This window comes from Mycobacterium sp. SMC-8 (genome assembly GCF_025263565.1).
Taxonomy (GTDB): Bacteria; Actinomycetota; Actinomycetes; order Mycobacteriales; family Mycobacteriaceae; genus Mycobacterium.
In genome coordinates this window covers 5228870-5247245 of record NZ_CP079865.1, presented here as the reverse complement: position 1 = coordinate 5247245, position 18376 = coordinate 5228870, and the positions used below count along the sequence as shown (strand labels likewise).

16 protein-coding genes are annotated in these 18376 nt (G+C 69.5%); 14 read left to right on the top strand and 2 right to left on the bottom strand.

Annotated elements, in window-relative coordinates:
* The first annotated feature begins 141 nt into the window (after positions 1-141).
* The 8 genes from cobN (at position 142) to KXD97_RS25270 (ending at position 10492) form a co-directional block, all read left to right on the top strand.
* On the top strand, positions 142-3762 hold the full coding sequence (gene cobN / locus KXD97_RS25305) for a cobaltochelatase subunit CobN (protein WP_260753299.1): 3621 nt from the start codon (positions 142-144) through the stop codon (positions 3760-3762).
* Positions 3763-3802: 40 nt separating this feature from the next.
* Complete coding sequence (locus KXD97_RS25300; RefSeq protein ID WP_260753296.1) at positions 3803-5098, top strand: HNH endonuclease signature motif containing protein; 1296 nt, start codon at positions 3803-3805, stop codon at positions 5096-5098.
* Positions 5099-5141: 43 nt separating this feature from the next.
* On the top strand, positions 5142-5525 hold the full coding sequence (locus KXD97_RS25295) for a PPOX class F420-dependent oxidoreductase (protein WP_260753294.1): 384 nt from the start codon (positions 5142-5144) through the stop codon (positions 5523-5525).
* A gap of 7 nt (positions 5526-5532) precedes the next feature.
* Positions 5533-5922, top strand: a complete 390-nt coding sequence (locus tag KXD97_RS25290) for a PPOX class F420-dependent oxidoreductase (RefSeq protein ID WP_260753291.1) — start codon at positions 5533-5535, stop codon at positions 5920-5922.
* An 83-nt stretch (positions 5923-6005) separates the two neighbouring features.
* Positions 6006-6491, top strand: coding sequence for an FxsA family protein (locus KXD97_RS25285; protein WP_260753289.1), 486 nt, complete (start codon positions 6006-6008; stop codon positions 6489-6491).
* Positions 6492-6532: 41 nt separating this feature from the next.
* The gene (locus KXD97_RS25280) at positions 6533-8068 is read left to right on the top strand and encodes an amidohydrolase (protein ID WP_260758145.1); all 1536 of its coding nucleotides are present in this window, start codon (positions 6533-6535) and stop codon (positions 8066-8068) included.
* The gene (lnt, locus tag KXD97_RS25275; RefSeq protein WP_260753285.1) at positions 8061-9707 is read left to right on the top strand and encodes an apolipoprotein N-acyltransferase; all 1647 of its coding nucleotides are present in this window, start codon (positions 8061-8063) and stop codon (positions 9705-9707) included. Before KXD97_RS25280 ends, lnt begins: the two co-directional genes overlap by 8 nt.
* Entirely contained in the window at positions 9704-10492 is a 789-nt protein-coding gene (locus KXD97_RS25270) for a polyprenol monophosphomannose synthase (RefSeq protein WP_260753284.1), read from the top strand. Before lnt ends, KXD97_RS25270 begins: the two co-directional genes overlap by 4 nt.
* A gap of 16 nt (positions 10493-10508) precedes the next feature.
* On the opposite strand, the gene rbpA is transcribed toward KXD97_RS25270, so the two are convergent.
* Positions 10509-10847: an RNA polymerase-binding protein RbpA gene (gene rbpA, locus KXD97_RS25265; protein WP_260753282.1), complete on the bottom strand. Its 339-nt coding sequence runs from the start codon at positions 10845-10847 to the stop codon at positions 10509-10511.
* Between the two features lie 146 nt (positions 10848-10993).
* On the opposite strand from rbpA, the gene KXD97_RS25260 reads away from it, so the two are divergent.
* From KXD97_RS25260 to KXD97_RS25245, 4 genes are all read left to right on the top strand, one after another.
* Positions 10994-11344: a hypothetical protein gene (locus KXD97_RS25260; RefSeq protein ID WP_260753270.1), complete on the top strand. Its 351-nt coding sequence runs from the start codon at positions 10994-10996 to the stop codon at positions 11342-11344.
* 43 nt (positions 11345-11387) lie between these two features.
* Entirely contained in the window at positions 11388-12614 is a 1227-nt protein-coding gene (locus tag KXD97_RS25255) for an alpha/beta fold hydrolase (RefSeq protein ID WP_260753268.1), read from the top strand.
* A 71-nt stretch (positions 12615-12685) separates the two neighbouring features.
* Entirely contained in the window at positions 12686-13405 is a 720-nt protein-coding gene (locus KXD97_RS25250) for a hypothetical protein (RefSeq protein ID WP_260753267.1), read from the top strand.
* 67 nt (positions 13406-13472) lie between these two features.
* Complete coding sequence (locus tag KXD97_RS25245; protein WP_260753266.1) at positions 13473-14051, top strand: hypothetical protein; 579 nt, start codon at positions 13473-13475, stop codon at positions 14049-14051.
* Between the two features lie 7 nt (positions 14052-14058).
* Here KXD97_RS25245 and KXD97_RS25240 read toward each other — a convergent pair whose 3' ends face one another.
* Positions 14059-14751: a hypothetical protein gene (locus tag KXD97_RS25240; protein WP_260753265.1), complete on the bottom strand. Its 693-nt coding sequence runs from the start codon at positions 14749-14751 to the stop codon at positions 14059-14061.
* A 73-nt stretch (positions 14752-14824) separates the two neighbouring features.
* Here KXD97_RS25240 and KXD97_RS25235 point away from each other — a divergent pair, with 73 nt between their 5' ends.
* Entirely contained in the window at positions 14825-16336 is a 1512-nt protein-coding gene (locus KXD97_RS25235; protein WP_260753263.1) for a carboxylesterase/lipase family protein, read from the top strand.
* Positions 16337-16380: 44 nt separating this feature from the next.
* A complete protein-coding gene (locus KXD97_RS25230; protein WP_260758144.1) occupies positions 16381-18372 on the top strand; it encodes a primary-amine oxidase in 1992 nt (663 codons plus the stop codon).
* Positions 18373-18376 lie beyond the last annotated feature (4 nt).

The window sequence follows — 18376 nt, the reverse complement described above, 5'->3', positions numbered from 1 at the left end:
CAAGCCTGAGAGGAATGGCAATGCTGGCATTCATCGTTTTCACCGCAGTGATCGTCGCGTTCGTCGCCGCCATCGGCACGCCGTACCGGCAGACCTGGTACGGCCGCTGGCACGGCTGAGTCGGTCGGGTACGAATAGGGGGTGACTGCGCCCGCCCCCGCCCAGGCTCCGCCGACCGTTCTGCTTCTGTCGACCTCGGACACCGACCTGATCACGGCCCGTGCCAGCGGCGCCTCCTACCGCTGGGCCAACCCGTCACGGCTGGTCGAGGGCGAACTCGACGACCTGCTCGGCGACGCCGACATCGTCGTCGTGCGGATCCTCGGCGGCTACCGGGCCTGGGAGGACGGAATCGACGCAGTGGTCGCCAGCGGTGTGCCGGCGATCGTGGTCAGCGGTGAACAGACGCCCGACGCGGACCTGATGAACCACTCGACCACGCCGGCCGGGGTGGCCCTGCAGGCCCACATCTACCTCGCACAGGGCGGCACCGACAACCTGGCGAATCTGCACGCGTTCCTATCGGACACGCTGCTGATGACCGGTTTCGGGTTCGCCGAACCGAGCTCGACGCCAAGCTGGGGCGTGCTCGAACGTCCGTCCGCCGGCCCGGGTGGCCCGACCGTGGCGGTGCTTTACTACCGCGCCCAGCATCTGGCCGGCAACACCGGTTACGTCGAGGCGCTCTGTGACGCCATTGAAAACGCCGGGGGAGTGGCACTTCCGGTGTTCTGTGCGTCGCTGCGCACCGCCGACGACGCGCTGATCGAGTTGCTCGGCACTGCCGATGCGCTCGTGACCACTGTGCTGGCCGCGGGCGGAGCCACCCCGGCCGCCGTCGGAGCGGGCGGCGCCGACGATGCGTGGAACGTGGCACACCTTGCCGCACTGGATATTCCGATCTTGCAGGGCCTGTGCCTGACGAGTTCGCGTACGCAGTGGGAGTCCAACGACGACGGGTTATCGCCGCTGGACGTCGCCACCCAGGTGGCGGTGCCCGAGTTCGACGGCCGCATCATCACGGTTCCGTTCTCGTTCAAGGAGATCGACGACGAGGGACTGATCTCCTATGTCGCCGACCCTGAACGCTGTGCCCGGGTGGCAGGCCTGGCCGTCCGGCACGCGCGACTGCGGTCCATCGCGCCCGCCGACAAGCGAGTCGCGCTGGTGTTCTCGGCGTACCCGACCAAGCACGCCCGCATCGGCAACGCGGTCGGGCTGGACACCCCGGCCAGTGCCATCGCACTTCTGAACGCGATGAAGGACGCCGGTTACGACGTCGGCGGCGACTACGGCTTTGAGGCCGGTGCGCTGAGCACCATCATCGCATCCGGCGACGGTGACGCGCTGATGCACGCGCTGATCGAACGCGGGGGCCAAGATGCCGACTGGCTCACCGAGGGACAGCTGTCCGGCAACCCGATCAGGGTGTCCGCCAAGGATTATCGGGTCTGGTTCGAGACGTTGCCCGCCGAGTTCGCCGACGCCGTGGTCGAACATTGGGGTCCGCCGCCGGGTGAGTTGTTCGTCGACCGAAGCGCCGACCCCGAGGGCGAGATCGTGATCGCGGCCATGCAGGCCGGCAACATCGTGCTGATGGTTCAGCCGCCCCGGGGGTTCGGCGAGAACCCCGTCGCGATCTACCACGACCCCGATCTGCCGCCCAGCCACCATTATCTGGCCGCCTACCGCTGGATTGACACCACGTTCCGGGCTGACGCGGTCGTGCACCTCGGCAAGCACGGAAACCTGGAGTGGCTGCCCGGCAAGACACTCGGCATGTCGGCGGCGTGCGGCACGGACGCAGCGCTGGGGGACCTGCCGCTGATCTACCCGTTCCTGGTCAACGATCCCGGCGAAGGCACCCAGGCCAAACGGCGCGCACACGCCACGCTGGTCGACCACCTGATCCCGCCGATGGCCCGGGCCGAAACCTACGGCGACATCGCACGTCTGGAGCAGCTCCTCGACGAGCACGCCAACATCTCCGCGCTGGACCCCGGCAAGCTGCCCGCGATCCGTCAGCAGATCTGGACGCTGATGCGGGCGGCGAAGATGGACCATGACCTGGGCCTGGAAGACCGGCCCGACGAGGACACCTTCGACGACATGCTGCTGCACGTCGACGGCTGGCTGTGCGAGATCAAAGACGTCCAGATCCGCGACGGCCTGCACATCCTCGGTCAAACCCCAGCGGGGGAAGCGGAACTCGACCTGGTGCTGGCGATCCTGCGGGCCCGCCAGCTGTTCGGCGGTGAACAGACGGTGCCGGGTATACGGCAGGCGCTCGGCCTGGCCGAGGACGGACACGACGACCGCACGGCCGTCGACGCCGCCGAGGCCCGCGCCCGCGAACTGGTTGCGGCGCTGCAGGACAGCGGCTGGGACGCCGACGTCGTCGACACCCTCACCGATGACGCGGACGTCGCGGCGATCCTGAAGTTCGCCGCGACCGAGGTGGTGCCCCGGCTGGCCGGGACCGCCGGCGAGATCGAGCAGATCCTGCGCGCGCTCGAGGGCCGTTTCATCGCATCGGGTCCGTCTGGCTCCCCGCTGCGCGGCCTGGTCAACGTGCTGCCCACCGGGCGCAACTTCTACTCGGTGGACCCCAAAGCGGTGCCATCGCGGCTGGCCTGGGAAACCGGTGTGGCCATGGCGGATTCACTGCTGGAGCGGTACCGCACCGACTACGGCCGCTGGCCGGAATCGGTGGGTCTGTCGGTGTGGGGCACCTCGGCGATGCGCACCGCCGGCGACGACATCGCCGAAGTACTCGCGCTGTTGGGGGTGCGGCCCATCTGGGACGACGCGTCGCGCCGGGTCGTCGATCTGGAGGCGATCCCGACGGCCGAGCTGGGCCGCCCGCGCATCGACGTCACTGTGCGTATCTCGGGGTTCTTCCGCGACGCGTTCCCGCACGTGGTGTCGATGCTCGACGACGCGGTACAGCTCGTCGCCGGTCTCGACGAACCCGCGGAGGACAACTACGTGCGGGCGCACGCCCAGGCCGACCTCTCCGATCACGGTGACCAACGCCGTGCCACCACAAGGATTTTCGGATCCAAACCGGGCACTTACGGCGCGGGTCTGCTGCAGTTGATCGACAGCCGCAACTGGCGCGACGACGCAGATCTGGCGGCGGTGTACACCGCGTGGGGTGGATTCGCCTACGGCCGTGGGCTCGACGGCGCCCCGGCCACCGACGAGATGAACCGGGCGTACAAGCGAATTGCGGTGGCGGCCAAAAACACCGACACCCGGGAGCACGACATCGCCGACTCGGACGACTATTTCCAGTACCACGGCGGCATGGTGGCCACGGTGCGCGCGCTGACCGGAAAAGACCCGGCCGCCTACATCGGCGACAACACCCGTCCCGACGCGGTGCGCACCCGCACGCTGTCCGAGGAGACCACGCGCGTGTTCCGCGCCCGGGTGGTCAACCCGCGGTGGATCAACGCCATGCGGCGCCACGGGTACAAGGGGGCGTTCGAGATGGCCGCCACGGTGGACTACCTGTTCGGCTACGACGCCACCGCGGGTGTGATGGCCGACTGGATGTACGAGCAGCTCTCGCAGAGTTATGTACTGGACGACGAGAACCGCAAGTTCATGTCCGAGTCCAACCCGTGGGCTCTGCACGGCATGGCCGAGCGGTTGCTGGAGGCGGCAGGGCGGGGCATGTGGGCTGCGCCCGAGCAGAGCACCCTGGACGGGCTGAAGCAGGTGCTTCTCGAGACCGAAGGCGATCTCGAAGGCTGACCCGGAATCACTGTCGGTGGGTGGTTGTAGCGTCGGGTTTATGTTCGAAAGTGTGTTCGATGTCGATTTCGATGTTGATGAGGGGGCGTCGCAGGCCGAGTTGCGGGCGGTGGTCGAGCGGTGTGAGGCGCTGAAATCGGCCGCGGCCGCCGCCCAGGCCCGCGCGACCGCGTTGTGGGCGGCCAAACGCCGCGCCGCCGAGGACGCCGCCGGGATCCGCGCCGATCGGCGCGGGAAAGGGTTGGCCTCTGAGATCGCGTTGGCCCGCCGTGATGCCCCGGTGTGCGGGGGACGCCATCTCGGGTTCGCCCAGGCCCTGGTCGAGGAGATGCCCTACACGTTGGCCGCGCTGGCGTGCGGGGCGCTCTCGGAATGGCGGGCCACCCTGATCGTGCGGGAATCCGCCTGCCTGTCGGTGGAACATCGCCGCCAACTCGATGAAGAGCTGTGTGCCGATCCGTCGCGGTTGACGGGGTGGGGCAACCGCCGCGTGGAGGCCGAGGCCAAGAAGATCACCGCCCGCCTGGACGCCGCCGCGGTGGTGGCACGTTCAGACAAAGCCGCCGCCGATTGTGCGGTGTCGTGCCGGCCGGCCCCCAACACCATGGTCTATGTCACGGTGCGGCTGCCGCTGGCCCAGGGGGTCGGGCTGTATGCGGCGTGCAAACGCGCCGCCGACACCAGCGGGGACGGGCGCCCGCGTGGGCAGGTGATGGCCGACACGATCTATGAACGGGTCACCGGGCATCCCGCTGCCGGGCCGGTGCCGATCGCACTGAATCTGGTGATGGCCGACACCACCCTGGCCGGTGATGACGACGAGCTGGGTTGGCTGGACGGGTACGGCCCGGTCCCGGCCGGGTTCTGCCGGGCGTTGACCGCCGATGCGGTTGCTGATGCGCAACCCAAAGCGACCCTGCGCCGGCTGTATCGTCATCCCGACAGTGGGCAGTTGGTGGCGATGGAATCGGCCGCCCGGATCTTCCCGAAAGGGTTGGCGCAGCTGCTCGAGCGCCGCGACCGCACCTGTCGCACCCCGTACTGCAACGCCGTGATCCGCCACCACGACCACGCCATACCCGATCGGGCCGGCGGGCCGACCAGCGCGGGCAACGGGCTCGGGATGTGCGAGGCGTGCAATTACGCCAAGGAAGCCCCCGGCTGGCAGGTCAGCACCGACGAACAAGACGGGGAGCACACCGCCGAGTTCCTCACCCCCACCGGGGCGGTCTACCGATCCAGCGCGCCCCAGCTACCCGGCCCACCGGTCCGCCGCCGCCTCAGCCTCCTCGAAGGCAAACTCACCATCGACCTCATCACCTTCGACGCCGCGTAATCGCGGCAGGCATCACCTCGCGGCGTGCCGTTACATTGGCGGCATGACCGCCACCTTCGCCGATGTCGCAAAGTCCGAGTACATCCTGCTGACCACCTTCACCAAGGACGGCAGGCCCAAGCCGACGGCCATCTGGGCGGCCCCGGCCGGCGACGGACTGATCGCGATCACGCAGGAGCAGTCGTGGAAGGTCAAGCGGATCCGGAATACCGCCCGGGTGACCATCGCGCCGTGTGACCGCGCGGGCAAGCCCAAGGGCGACGCGGTCGAGGCGACGGCGAGGATCCTCGACAAGTCCGCCAACGGCGCGACCTACGACGCGCTCGGCAAACGCTACGGGTTGCTCGGAAAGACGTTCAACTTCTTCTCCAAGCTGCGCGGCGGCATGGAGAAGAACGTTTCGATCGAGCTGCGACCGGTCAATTAGAGGGCTCATGGCAGCTCCGACGTTCAAGGACGTCTACCGCGAGAAGTACCTGTTGCTGACCACCTTCACCAAGGACGGTCGGCCCAAGCCCACCCCGGTGTGGGGCGTGCCGCACGGTGACAAGCTGCTCATCAGCACCGACGACGGCTCGTGGAAGACCAAGCGGATCAACAACACACCGCGGGTCGCCATCCAGAAGTGCGGCGTGCTCGGCAAATCGAAGGGCGAACCCGTGGAGGCCGTGGCCCGCAATCTGCCGAAGTCCGAGACCCGGCGGGTGTTCGACATGGTGACGCGCCGGTACTGGTGGCACGCGTGGTGGTGGGTCCCGCAGGCGATTCTGCGCGGAGGTGTCGACAAGGTGCACGCCGCGATCGAGGTCGAGGCCGCGCCTTGACCGTGCGCCTTTCCTGACCGAGACCCGACTCCTGCCGGAAAGCCGACCTGGAACCCGCGGCGGCGCCCGCGCGTTGGCACACTATGGTGATGCGGCTGTTCCTGGTCTACGCGGTGCTCGAGTTGGCGGTTTTGGTGGCGCTGACCTCGACGATCGGTTTCGGCTGGACCGTGCTGCTGTTCGCAGGCACATTCCTGCTCGGCCTGGTCCTGGCCGGTTCGCAGCTGCGCCGTCAACTACGCCGGTTGCGGTCCGGACTCACGCTGGCCGACGCGCAAGGGGCGGTCACCGACAGTCTGTTGGTGGCGCTCGGTACCGTGCTCGTCGTGATTCCCGGCATGGCCAGTTCCGTCCTCGGCGCGCTGCTGCTGCTTCCGCCGACCCGCGCCGCAGCCCGACCTGTCGTCACCGCGATGGCCGCGCGCCGCGCCCCGCTGATCGTCGGTGTGAGCACCGTCGGGTCGGCCGCCGCGGGCCGCGCCGGGCGTGGCGACTACATCGACGGTGAAGTGGTCGAGGTCATCGACGACGTCGAGGTGCGGCCCGAGCGGCCCCGACTGCCCGAGTGACCACCACGCTTCTGCTCAACGGTCGTGTGCACAGCCCGACCATGCCCGACGCGACCGCGATGGCGGTCCGGGACGGCATCGTCGCCTGGTTGGGCAGCGACGACGTAGGGCGCACCCAGTTCCCCGACGCGAGGGTCGTCGACCTCGACGGTGGATTCGTCGCACCCGCCTTCGTCGACAGCCACGTTCACACCACCGCGACCGGTCTCGCCCTGAGCGGCCTGGACCTGCGCGGTGCGGCGTCGCTGCGGCACTGTCTGGACCTGCTCGCCGACTACGCCCGAAGCCATCCCGACGGGGTCGTGTGGGGACAGGGCTGGGACGAATCGCGCTGGCCGGAGCGCACCGCACCGGGCACCGCGGACGTCGACGCCGCGGTTGGGCAACGGCCGGCCTACCTCGCCCGCGTTGACGTGCACTCGGCGGTGGCCTCGACCCACCTGCGCCGGACCGCCGGTGTCGCCGACGGCGTCCCACTGACCGCCGACGCCCACCACACCGTCCGCCGTGCCGCCCGCGAACAGCTGACCGCAGCGCAGCGCCGCGACGCCAGGCAGGCCGCCCTCGACGCCGCAGCCGCGTCGGGCATCGCCGCCGTGCACGAGTGCGCCGGCCCGCAGATCGGCGGCCTCGACGACTGGCGGGAGCTGCGCGCCCACCGGCACGGCGTCGAGATCGTCGGCTACTGGGGCGAACCGGTTGCCGATGCCGAACGAGCGCGCGAACTGTTGGCGTCCACCGAGGCGCGCGGCCTGGCCGGTGACCTCTTCGTCGACGGCGCGCTCGGTTCGCGGACCGCGTGGCTGCATGAGCCGTACGCCGACGTGCCCGCCGACTGCCCGGCGCCCACCGGTAACAGCTACCTCGACGCCGACGCCGTCACCGCGCACCTGACCGCCTGCACCGAAGCCGGCATCACCGCGGGTTTCCATGTCATCGGCGACGCCGCCGTCACTGCTGTCACCACCGCGCTGGAGGCCGTCGTCGAACGGTTCGGCGTCGCGGCGGTGGCGCGCTGCGGGCACCGGCTGGAACACCTGGAGATGGTCACCGAAGAGCAAGCCGGCAAGCTCGGCAGCTGGGGCGTGATCGCGAGCATGCAACCGAATTTCGATGCGTTATGGGGCGGCACGGACGGCATGTACGCCCGCCGCCTCGGGGAGAAGCGGGCCGCGGGACTGAACAATTTCGCGGTGCTGGCGTCCCGGGGTGTGCCTTTGGCGTTCGGGTCCGACACCCCGGTCACGGACATGAACCCGTGGGCGACGGTCCGGGCCGCGACCACCCACCACACTCCCGGAAGCGCTGTCTCGGCGCGCGCCGCGTTCGCGGCGGCAACCCGCGGCGCCTGGCGCGCCGGCGGCGTCCGCGACGGCGTCACCGGCACGCTGGTCCCGGGTGCCCCCGCCACCTACGCGGTCTGGGATGCCGAGGAGTTCGACGTCAGCGCACCCGCCGACGCGGTGCAGCGTTGGTCTACCGACCCGCGCTCCCGGGTGCCGGTGCTGCCCAGGCTGGACGGCGACCTCCCGCGGTGCCGGCAGACAGTGCACCGGGGGCGCGTTCTTCATGGCTGACGTTCTCTCGCGGTTCGGGCGCGCGGTCGCCGACCGCTGGCACGTGCTGGCCGTGACGATCGGCGCCGGTCTGCTGCTGTGTGTGAGCTTCCCGCCTTTCGGCTGGTGGTACGCGGCGATCCCGGGGTTCGCGCTGCTGGGCTGGGTGCTGACGCGGAGGTCCACCACGGTCGCCGGTGGTGCGGGGTACGGCCTGTTGTTCGGGCTCGCGTTCTACCTGCCGCTGCTCCCGTGGATCAGCGGGCTGGTCGGGGCGCTGCCCTGGGTGGCGCTCAGTGCCGCCGAGGCGCTGTTCCCCGCGCTGTTCGGACTCCTGGCGGTGGTTGTCAGGAAGCTGCCGGGTTGGCCGCTGTGGTTCGCCGGGCTCTGGTCGGCGCAGGAATGGCTGAAGTCCACGGTGCCGTTCGGCGGATTTCCCTGGGGGGTGGTCGGCTTTTCGCAGACCGAGAGCCCGCTGCTGCCGCTGGCCTACGTCGGTGGCGCCCCGCTGGTGTCCTTCGCCGTCGTTCTGGTCTCTTTCAGCCTGGCCGCGCTGATCCTGGAGGTCGTCGCCTGGTGGCGGCGGGACACGCGGGCCCGCGCGGCCACGCCGCCTGCGGTGGTGCTGCCCGGGCTGTGTATCACCGCGGTGCTGCTCGCCGCGACGCTGGCCTGGCCGAACGTGCGCAAGGCCGGTCTCGGGGTCGCCGACGAACCGCTGGTCACCGTCGCGGCCGTGCAGGGAAACGTGCCGCGGCTCGGGCTGGACTTCAACGCCCAGCGCCGGGCCGTGCTGGACAACCACGTGAGCGAGACTCTGCGGTTGGCCGACGACGTCCGGGGCGGCAAGGCCGCCCGCCCGATGCTGGTGATCTGGCCGGAGAATTCCTCCGACATCGACCCGCTCGCCAATCCCGATGCTGCACAAGAGATCTCGAAGGCCGCCGACGCCATCGGTGCACCGATCCTGGTCGGTGGGGTGGTGGCCGCACCCGGTCGCAGCCGCGCCGATCCGGCGTCGACCAACACCGTGATCGTGTGGAATCCCGGGACCGGTCCGGCCGACCGTCACGACAAGCGGATCGTGCAGCCCTTCGGCGAGTACCTGCCGTGGCGCGACTTCTTCCGGAAGCTGTCGTCGTACGCTGACCGCGCCGGCTACTTCATTCCCGGTGACGGTGACGGCGTGGTCCATGCCGCGGGCATGTTGGTGGGCATCACCACCTGCTGGGAGGTCATCTTCGACCGTGCGGCCCGCGAATCGGTGCGCGCCGGCGCCCAGTTCTTGGCCGTGCCGAGCAACAATGCGACGTTCAACGAGGCGATGAGCGAACAGCAGCTGGCCTTCGGCCGGCTGCGCGCCGTCGAGCACGACCGCTTCGTCGTCGTCGCAGGCACCACCGGCATCAGCGCGGTGATCACGCCCGACGGCCGCGAGATTGCCCGCACCGGGTGGTTCGAACCGGCCTATCTGGACCGGCAGATCCGGTTGAAGACCTCGCTGACGCCCGCGACCCGGTTCGGCCCTTACCTCGAAGGGGTGCTGGTCGCCCTCGGCGTTGCGGGTCTTCTCGGGGCGATGCTGCACAATGGTTCATTCGTGCCCGCAAGATTCAGGGGTCGGCGATCGACCACCGACGACGACAAAGGAGCCCCATGAGCGTCCCCGGTGGCATGAGCGACGGCTCCGCAACCGGTGTGCGTCCCACGCGCCGCACCCTGGTCATCATCCCGACGTACAACGAGCGGCAGAACCTCCCGTTGATCGTCAGGCGTGTCCATGAGGCGCAGCCGGACGTGCACGTGCTGATCGTCGATGACGACAGCCCCGACGGCACGGGTCAGCTGGCCGACGAGCTGGCCGTCGCAGACCCCGACAGGGTCCATGTCCTGCACCGCACCGCCAAGGAAGGCCTGGGCGCGGCGTACCTGGCCGGCTTCGCGTGGGGGTTGGGCCGGCAGTACACCGTGCTCGTCGAGATGGACGCCGACGGTAGTCATCCTCCGGAGCAGCTCGACCGGCTGCTGCGCGCCGTCGACGCGGGCGCCGACGTCGTGATCGGCTCGCGCTACGTCGACGGTGGCGAGGTGGTCAACTGGCCCCGGCGACGGCTGGTGCTGTCGCGCACCGCCAACGGCTACTCGCGCATCCTGCTCGGGGTGGACATCCACGACATCACCGCCGGCTACCGGGCGTACCGCCGCGAGGTGTTGGAGAAGATCGATCTCGGTGCGGTCGACACCAAGGGGTACGGGTTCCAGGTCGACCTGACGTGGCGGTCGATCAACGCCGGTTTCACCGTCGTCGAGGTGCCGATCACGTTCACCGAACGTGAGCACGGGGTGTCGAAGATGGACGGATCGACGATCCGGGAGGCGATCTTCAAGGTCGCACAGTGGGGCCTGCGCGCCCGGCTGGACCGGGCGCGCGGCGTGGCCCGCTGAAGCGGGCCCGCGGTTCTCAGTTCCCGCGGCGGCGGGTCTTGACGATCTCGAGGCGCTCCTTGAGCAGTTCCTCGAGTTCCTCGATCGAACGGCGCTCCAGCAGCATGTCCCAGTGGGTGCGGGGAGGCTTGACCTTCTTCGGCTCCGGAACGTCACCCTCGATCAGGGTGCCCTCGAGGCCGTTGCGGCACAGCCAGGTGCCGGGAATCTCGGCGTCGTCGGCGAACGGGACGTCGAACTCCTCGCCGTTGTCGGTGCGGTAACGGGCGACCTGACGTGGCGCCAAGTCGTGGTTGCGGTCCGTCTCGTAGCTCACGGCTCCGAGGCGGCTGCCCCTCAAGACACGATCAGCCATCGTCAACTCCTCTGTAGCGATTGGGTCCGGACTTCGCCGGAGGCGAACCAAGGACCTCTTTTCAACGCAGATACGCCTCACAGAGTTCCCGACTCGACCGTCGATGATACCGGGATTCCGGGGCAGGCCCGTCTACAGTCTGGCGCATGACGTCGCTGAGCCCCCAGACCAGCACCCGCAGGCGTCCGCAGAGCTGTCGGTGGTGTGGGCGGGAAGTCGCCGACGCCGGGTTCGGGCGCCGCCGTCAATACTGCAGACAGTCCTGCCGGCAGCGGGCCTACGAGCAGCGCGCCATGGTCAAGGGCACGTCGGTTCCACCTGATGCGGTGGTGCTGTCCGCCGAGGAGGCCTCCGAGTTGTCCGACCGGGTGTATCAGGTGCGGTGTGCGGCCGAGGACATGGCGATCGCGCTCGACGAGGGCGCCGACCCCGCAGAACTGAAGGAGCTGTGTGACGCGGTGATGCGGGCGGCGCGGGAAGCCGACGGCTGGCGCTGAGCGAGGCCCGGCGAGCAGGTGCTGTCGCCGCTACTCTTATCGCGTGACCAGCGCAGATTCCGCGCTTCCCCCGTCGCTGCGAGTGTGGCGATGGGACGATTTCGTTCTCGATGCGGGCCGCTACGAACTCCGGTGCGGCGACCGGGTGATCCGGGTCGAGCCCCAGGTATTCGACGTGCTGACCCACCTGGTCAGCAATCACCAGCGTTTCGTCACCAAGAACGAGCTCTTCGACACCGTCTGGGGCGGCCGCTTCGTCGGCGAGGCGGCTCTGACCAGCCGCATCAAAGCAGCTCGGCGCGCACTCGGCGACGACGGCGAGTCGCAACGCTACATTCGCACCATCCGCGGGCGCGGTTATCAGTTCGTCGGCAACCTGCACGCTGCGGCTGATCCTGTCGCGGCTCCCGCCGAGCCCGAGTCCGAGCCGCCGCAGCAGCACATCGCCTTCACCAGGGCCGCCGACGGTGCGCGGCTGGCCTACGCCGTCTCGGGCGAGGGGCCGCCGCTGGTCCGAGCGGCGAACTGGATGACACACCTCGGCTACGACATCGAGAGCCCGGTGTGGCGGCACTGGGTGCGCGACCTGTCCGCGCGGCACCGTTTCATCCGCTACGACGAACGCGGATGCGGCCTGTCGGACTGGGACGTCGGCGGGTTCACGTTCGCTGACTGGGTGACCGACCTGGAGTCCGTGGTCGAGGCCGTCGGCCTGGATCGGTTCCCGCTGCTCGGCGTGTCCCAAGGTGGCGCTGTCGCGGTGGCCTACGCCGCCCGTCACCCCGATCGGGTCACCCACTTGGTGCTGTGCGGGGCGTACGCCACCGGTCGCGGGGTAAGGGCGCATTCCGACGACGAAAAGCGGGCAGCCGCACTCGATCTCGACCTCGCCAGGGTTGGGTGGGGGCGCGATGACCCGGCCTTCCGGCAGGTTTTCGCCACCCAGTTCCTGCCGGACGGCAGCCGTGCGGACTGGGAGGCGTTCGACCAGCTTGCGCGGCGCACCACCTCGCCGTCCAACGCGGTGCGGTTCCTGGAGGAGTTCGGCCGCATCGACGTCCGCGAACAGTGCGGCCGCATCCGCTGCCCGACGCTGGTGCTGCACTCCCGTGACGACCACCGCGTGCCGATGCGTTGTGGTGAGGAGCTGGCTGCGCTGATCCCGGGAGCCGGCCTGGTTGCGCTCGCGAGCAACAACCACCTCCTCACCGGTACCGAGCCGGCATGGCGGGTGTTCTGCGCGCAGGTCGAGGCCTTTCTGGCTGCCTGAGCGCGCACATCTCCACGCAATCTCCACCGAATCTCCAAGCACCGCCCGCTGCCGCCGACGATGCTGAGCGCATGAGAAATCGCCTCCGCCCCGTGCTGGTCGGGATCGGCGCCCTGATGGCGCTGACCACCGCCTGCACCAACGGTTCGACCACCCAGACCGCGTCGCCGTCGGCGCCGGCGCCGACCGCGCAGACCGCCGAATCCCCGCCCGCCGCACCGTTTCCCGCGTCCGCGCGATATATGGCCGACATGGCCGCCGCCGACGGCAAGACCATGACGATCGGAATCAGCGTCGACGGCCCGTCCGTCGCGGCCTACGCATGCAACGGCGTCGACGACGAGGCATGGTTCTTCGGCGACCAGTCCGACGGCGGCATCGACCTGAAGTCCCGGTTCCGGGACACGCTCGTCGCCGAGTACCACGGCGACGATGTCACGGGCGAGGTCACGATGAACGGCGTCGAGTACGCCTTCACCGCCGCATCGGTGTCCGGGGTGGCGGGTATGTACACCGCGGATTCGGACGGGGTGCGTGCCTCGTGGGTGGTGCGTCCCGACGGCTCTGCCACCGGAGTGCAGTTCAGCGGGTTCGCCCAGGGCGACCGCAATTTCGACCCGTTCAACCTCGACGAGCTCAGCGACTTCGACGTCCGTGACAAGGTCCGCAACACGCGGAACCTGTCACCTGCCGGCCCGATCGAGTTCGGGTCCGACGGCGCCCCCCGCGCCACCATCAACGGTGTCGCCGTGACCCCGACACTGGTCACCGGGACGTTCCGGCTCAACTGAGCCGGCCCGCGCTGTGCTTCCTGGGCGAAGCGTCGCCGGACGTGACGATGTAGGCGAAGCTGACCGGGTGGACGATTGGTTCGAGCGCAGCCCCTTCGTCGGCTTTGTCCCGTGGATCATCTACTGGGTGGTCGCCGACGGGCCGAGCACCTGGATGTTCGGCGCGGTCTGCGCGGTGATCGCGACGCTGATCATGGGGATGTCGGCCGGGTTCGCCGGCCTGAGGTTGCTCGACGTGGTCACCGTGGTGTTCTTCGCCGGTGTGACCATCGCCGGGTTGGTCCTCGGCGCCGCGGACCGCGACTGGATGGACACCTACGCGACGACGCTCTCCAGCGGGGTGCTCGCGGCCATGGCGCTGATCTCGCTGGCCTTCGAGCCGTTCACCGCGCAGTACGCCCCGGCCGGGGCGGCCCGCGGGAACCGGGAGGCGCTCGCCTTCCGGCGCACCAACCAGGTGCTGACGCTGATGTGGGCGCTGGTGTTCGCGCTGATCGCGGTGCTGGGATTCCTGGCCGCGACGGCGCCGTCGACCGTCCACCTCACCAAGGCCGTCATCCCGGTGGTGGTCATCATCGGCGCAGTCGGGATGACGCAGGCCTACCCGGCCCGGGCCAGGGAGAGAGCCCGTCAGGACGCGGGATGACCCGGGTTCAGCAGCGGTACGACCTCGCCGACCCCTCCGGCGGGGTGACCTCGGCCAGGCACCCGAACGCGACCACGCCGTCGGCGGCGAGCCGGACCGCCGCGCGGTGCGCGTAGTTGACGCAGAACAGCCCCGACGCGTCGCTGCGGCAGCGGTTTTCGCCGAGGGTCAGCGACTGCCCGGCGGGCAGTTCCGCACCGGAACCGTTGAGGAACGGGCCCGGGTCGCCGCGCAGCGCACCGACCGTCAGGTCGGTCCCCGTGAATTCCACCCACCCCGGTTTCCACCTGCCCTCGCCCTGTGCCGGCCGCGGCGCAGGGGACGTGAGGTCGAGCAGGCACGTCATCGGGCCCGCGGCGCCGGCGACGCACTGGGTGTGGGTGTGCGGCACCCCGGACGGCGCGGTGAAGGCGACGTCGTCGCCCAGGCGGGTGGTCACACCGTCACGGAACGCGACGTGGAAGCCTGCCGGGTCCGCGGCCGGGCCAGCCTCGATCCAGCCGATGACCTGATCGATCGAGGCGGCCGCCGTCGGCGCGCCGGAACGGTTCGGCGGGGCCGGCGGCGTGACCGGCGGGGCTGCCGAGGTGGTGGCGGGCGGCGGCGCCTCCCCGGCCCGCGACGGTTCGGCCTCCCCGCCGACCGACTGTGAGCAGCCTGCCGCCAGGACGCTCACCGCGATCAGGGCAGCTATACGCATCCGGCCAGGCTAGCGACCCGACACGCCAACCGGTGCGAGGCGGGCCGCCGAAGAGTTCGCTACCGTCGTGAGAATGCACGAGCACACCGTTCGGGTGAAGACTGCGTCGGGCACCGTCGAGGGTTTCACGCGCGACGGCGTGAACCGGTGGCGCTCGATTCCCTACGCCCGGCCCCCGGTGGGCCCGCTGCGGTACCGGGCGCCCCGGCCGGTGCAGCCCTGGCCTGGGGTGCGGTACTGCCACGGATTCGGCTCCTGCGCGCCCCAGCAGCGCATGTACACCCTCCTGGCCCCCGGCCGATACCAGCCGATGAGCGAGGACTGCCTGACACTGAACGTGGTCGCCCCGAAACGTGCCGAGGCCGGCGCGGGACTGCCCGTGATGGTGTTCATCCACGGCGGCGGATACATGCTGGGCAGTTCGGCGACGCCGATCTACGACGGAGCGTCCCTGGCGCGCAAGGGATGCGTCTACATTTCGGTCAACTACCGGCTCGGTGCGCTCGGGTGTCTGGAGCTGTCGTCGCTGTCGACCCCGGAGGTCACGATCGACGACAACCTGTTCCTGCGTGACCTCGTGATGGCGCTGCGATGGGTGCGCGACAACGTCGCGGCGTTCGGCGGCGATCCGGGCAACGTGACGATCTTCGGAGAGAGCGCCGGCGCGCACGCGGTGGCGACGCTGATGGCCACTCCCGCGGCCGAAGGCTTGTTCGCCCAAGCTATTTCGCAGAGTCCGGCCAGCGGGATGATCAGCAGCGCCGAGATCGCCGAGGACTACGCGGCGCGGTTCGCCCGCCAGTTCGGGGCAACCACCGGCGAGGCGGTCCAGGCGCTGATGCGCGCTCGGCCGGCCGAACTCGTCGACGCGCTGGAGCGGCTCGTCGTCGAAGGGCAGCGCGACATGCTCGGAGCGTTCGCCATCGGGCCGACGTACGGCACGGAGTACCTGCCCGAGGATCCCGTCGTGGCCATGCGCGACGGCAGCGCGCACCGGGTACCGCTGATCGTCGGCACCAACGCCGACGAGGGGCGGCTGTTCACCCGCTTCCTGAAACTGCTGCCGACCAACCAGCCGGCCATCGAGCGGCTGCTGGCGCACGTCGAACCCGATGCGCGAGAACGCATCCTGGCCGCCTACCCCGAGTATCCGGCGTCTGAGGCCTGTGTCCGCTTCGGTGGCGACTTCATCTTCGGCTCGGCGGTGTGGCAGATCGCCCACGCGCACTCGGCGCACGCGCCGACGCACGTCTACCGCTACGACTACGCCACCCGCGCGCTGCGCTGGTCCGGGATGGGCGCCACCCACGCCACCGAGCTACTCGCGGTGTTCGACGTGTACCGGTCCCGGTTCGGCAAGCTGCTCGCCGCGGGCCTGGACTCGCGTGCGGCGGCGAAGGTGTCAGACGACATGCAGCGGCGGTGGCTGGGATTCGCCGAACGCGGTGTGCCCGGCGACGACTGGCCGCGCTACCACCGCGACGAGCGTGCGGTCCTGGTGCTCGACCGGCGCCGGCGCGTTGAACTGGACCCGCACGCCGAGCGGCGAACGGCGTGGGAGCACTTCTTCCTCGCCGCGCGCTGAAAACCGGGGCGACTTGCCGTAATCGCCGCACCCTGTGGTCGGGGATGTGGTTGCGTGGGCACGTGCGCCATCCCCTCGACCCGCTGAATGCGGACGAGTTCGCCACGATCGCCGCGATTCTGCGCCGTGACCGTGGAGTGCGGCCCGAGGACTGGCGCATCGCGTCCATCGATCTGGCCCAACCGGGGAAAGCGGAGATCGCCGAATTCGACGCCGGCGGCCCGCGGCCGCCGCGCCGCACCGAGGTGATCTGCTTCCACCGCACCGACAACGCCACCTACCGCAGCATGGTGTCGCTGTCTGACCACCGCGTCGAGACGTTCGAACACATTCCCGGCGTGCAGGCCAACTTCACCGTCGACGAGTTCGTCGAATGCGATCGGCTCCTGCGCGCCCACCCCGACGTGGTGGAGGCACTGCGCCTGCGCGGCATCACCGACATGGAGCTGGTGTTCTTCGACACCTGGACCTACGGCGACGCGGTGGCGCCCCCGGAATTCCGTGACCGGCGCCTGGGCTGGTCCGACAGCTGGGTCAAGGCAGCGCCCGGGGCCAATCCATATGCCAGGCTGGTCAGCGGGCTGCACTGCGTCGTCGATGTGAACGCGATGGAACTGCTGCGGGTCGAAGATGTCGGACCGTTCGCAGCAGACGCGGGCGCTGCAGACGGCACGGGGGAGCCGACGCCCGACGTGATGGGTGAGTACGTGCCCGCCCACATACCTGAGCGCATCCTTGCTGCCTCGACCCGCGAGCGGGTGGCACCGCTGCACATCACCCAGCCCGACGGGCCGTCGTTCACGCTGGAGGGCAATTTGCTGCGGTGGCAGAACTGGTCGTTGCGGGTGGGCTTCAACCACCGCGAGGGCATGACGCTGCACACCGTGCGTTACCGCGACGGGGACCGCGACCGGTCGATCGCGCACCGGATGTCGTTCGCGGAGATGATCGTGCCCTACCGCGATCCGTCACCGGATCATTACCGGCGCACCGCATTCGACATCGGCGAATGGGGCCTGGGATTCATGACCACCTCGCTGGAGCTCGGTTGCGACTGCCTCGGCGAGATCCGCTACCTCGACGCGGTGCTGCACAACAGCCGCGGCGAGCCCTACACCATCACCAACGCCATCTGCATCCACGAAGAAGACAACGCCGTGCTGTGGAAGCACGTCGACCCCGAGATCGGCGCGGAGGTGCGCCGGATGCGCCGGCTGACGATCTCATTCCACGTCACCGTCGCGAATTACGAGTACCTGGTGTACTGGCGGCTCTATCAGGACGGCAACATCGAGTGCGAGGTGCGCGCGACCGGCATCATGGTGACCACCCCGCTGCCGCGCGGCGCGCCCAATCCCAACGGCACCCTGGTCGACGAACGAACTTACGCTCCGTTCCACCAGCACTTTCTGGTCGCGCGGCTGGATCTGGACATCGACGGACCCGACAACACGGTGGTGATGACGGAGTCGTGCGCAGAACCCGTGTCGCCGGACAATCCGCATGGTCTGTCGCTGGTGGTGCGCAACACCCCGCTGCGCACCGAGAGCGAGGGCAAGCAGGACGTCGAGTTCGCCACGCAGCGCGCGTGGAAGGTGGTCAACCCCAACGTCGTGACCCGGCTGGGAGCCCACCCGGCGTACAAGCTGGTGCCCACCGGGGCGATCCCGGCCATGTTCGCCGCAGGCACGCCCGTACTCGAACGCGCGAGCGTGATCGCCCACACCTTGTGGGTTACGCCCAACCATCCCGAGGAGCATTGGCCCGCAGGACAATTCGTCAACCAATCGGTGCGTGACACCGGCCTGGCGCGGTGGACTGCGGCCGACCGGTCCATCGAGAACACCGACGTGGTGCTGTGGTACGTCTTCGGCATCCATCACATCACCCGTCCCGAGGACTGGCCGGTGATGCCCGTCGACGTCGTCTCGTTCTGGCTCAAGCCGTTCGGCTTCTTCGACCGCAACCCGGCCCTCGACGTCGTCGGCACCCCGCCGGACGCGTGCCACACCACCACGACCAGCGCGCACCACTGATGGC

What these genes read in the sequence shown, in the direction of transcription:
- KXD97_RS25290 (WP_260753291.1), top strand. Translation starts at nt 5,533, where the DNA reads ATGGCAGCTCCGACGTTCAAGGACGTCTACCGCGAGAAGTACCTGTTG.
- KXD97_RS25295 (WP_260753294.1), top strand. Translation starts at nt 5,142, where the DNA reads ATGACCGCCACCTTCGCCGATGTCGCAAAGTCCGAGTACATCCTGCTG.
- KXD97_RS25230 (WP_260758144.1), top strand. Translation starts at nt 16,381, where the DNA reads ATGTGGTTGCGTGGGCACGTGCGCCATCCCCTCGACCCGCTGAATGCG.
- KXD97_RS25250 (WP_260753267.1), top strand. Translation starts at nt 12,686, where the DNA reads ATGAGAAATCGCCTCCGCCCCGTGCTGGTCGGGATCGGCGCCCTGATG.
- lnt (WP_260753285.1), top strand. Translation starts at nt 8,061, where the DNA reads ATGGCTGACGTTCTCTCGCGGTTCGGGCGCGCGGTCGCCGACCGCTGG.
- KXD97_RS25270 (WP_260753284.1), top strand. Translation starts at nt 9,704, where the DNA reads ATGAGCGTCCCCGGTGGCATGAGCGACGGCTCCGCAACCGGTGTGCGT.
- KXD97_RS25235 (WP_260753263.1), top strand. Translation starts at nt 14,825, where the DNA reads ATGCACGAGCACACCGTTCGGGTGAAGACTGCGTCGGGCACCGTCGAG.
- KXD97_RS25260 (WP_260753270.1), top strand. Translation starts at nt 10,994, where the DNA reads ATGACGTCGCTGAGCCCCCAGACCAGCACCCGCAGGCGTCCGCAGAGC.
- KXD97_RS25240 (WP_260753265.1), bottom strand. Translation starts at nt 14,751, where the DNA reads ATGCGTATAGCTGCCCTGATCGCGGTGAGCGTCCTGGCGGCAGGCTGC.
- KXD97_RS25300 (WP_260753296.1), top strand. Translation starts at nt 3,803, where the DNA reads ATGTTCGAAAGTGTGTTCGATGTCGATTTCGATGTTGATGAGGGGGCG.
- rbpA (WP_260753282.1), bottom strand. Translation starts at nt 10,847, where the DNA reads ATGGCTGATCGTGTCTTGAGGGGCAGCCGCCTCGGAGCCGTGAGCTAC.
- KXD97_RS25285 (WP_260753289.1), top strand. Translation starts at nt 6,006, where the DNA reads ATGGTGATGCGGCTGTTCCTGGTCTACGCGGTGCTCGAGTTGGCGGTT.
- KXD97_RS25280 (WP_260758145.1), top strand. Translation starts at nt 6,533, where the DNA reads ATGCCCGACGCGACCGCGATGGCGGTCCGGGACGGCATCGTCGCCTGG.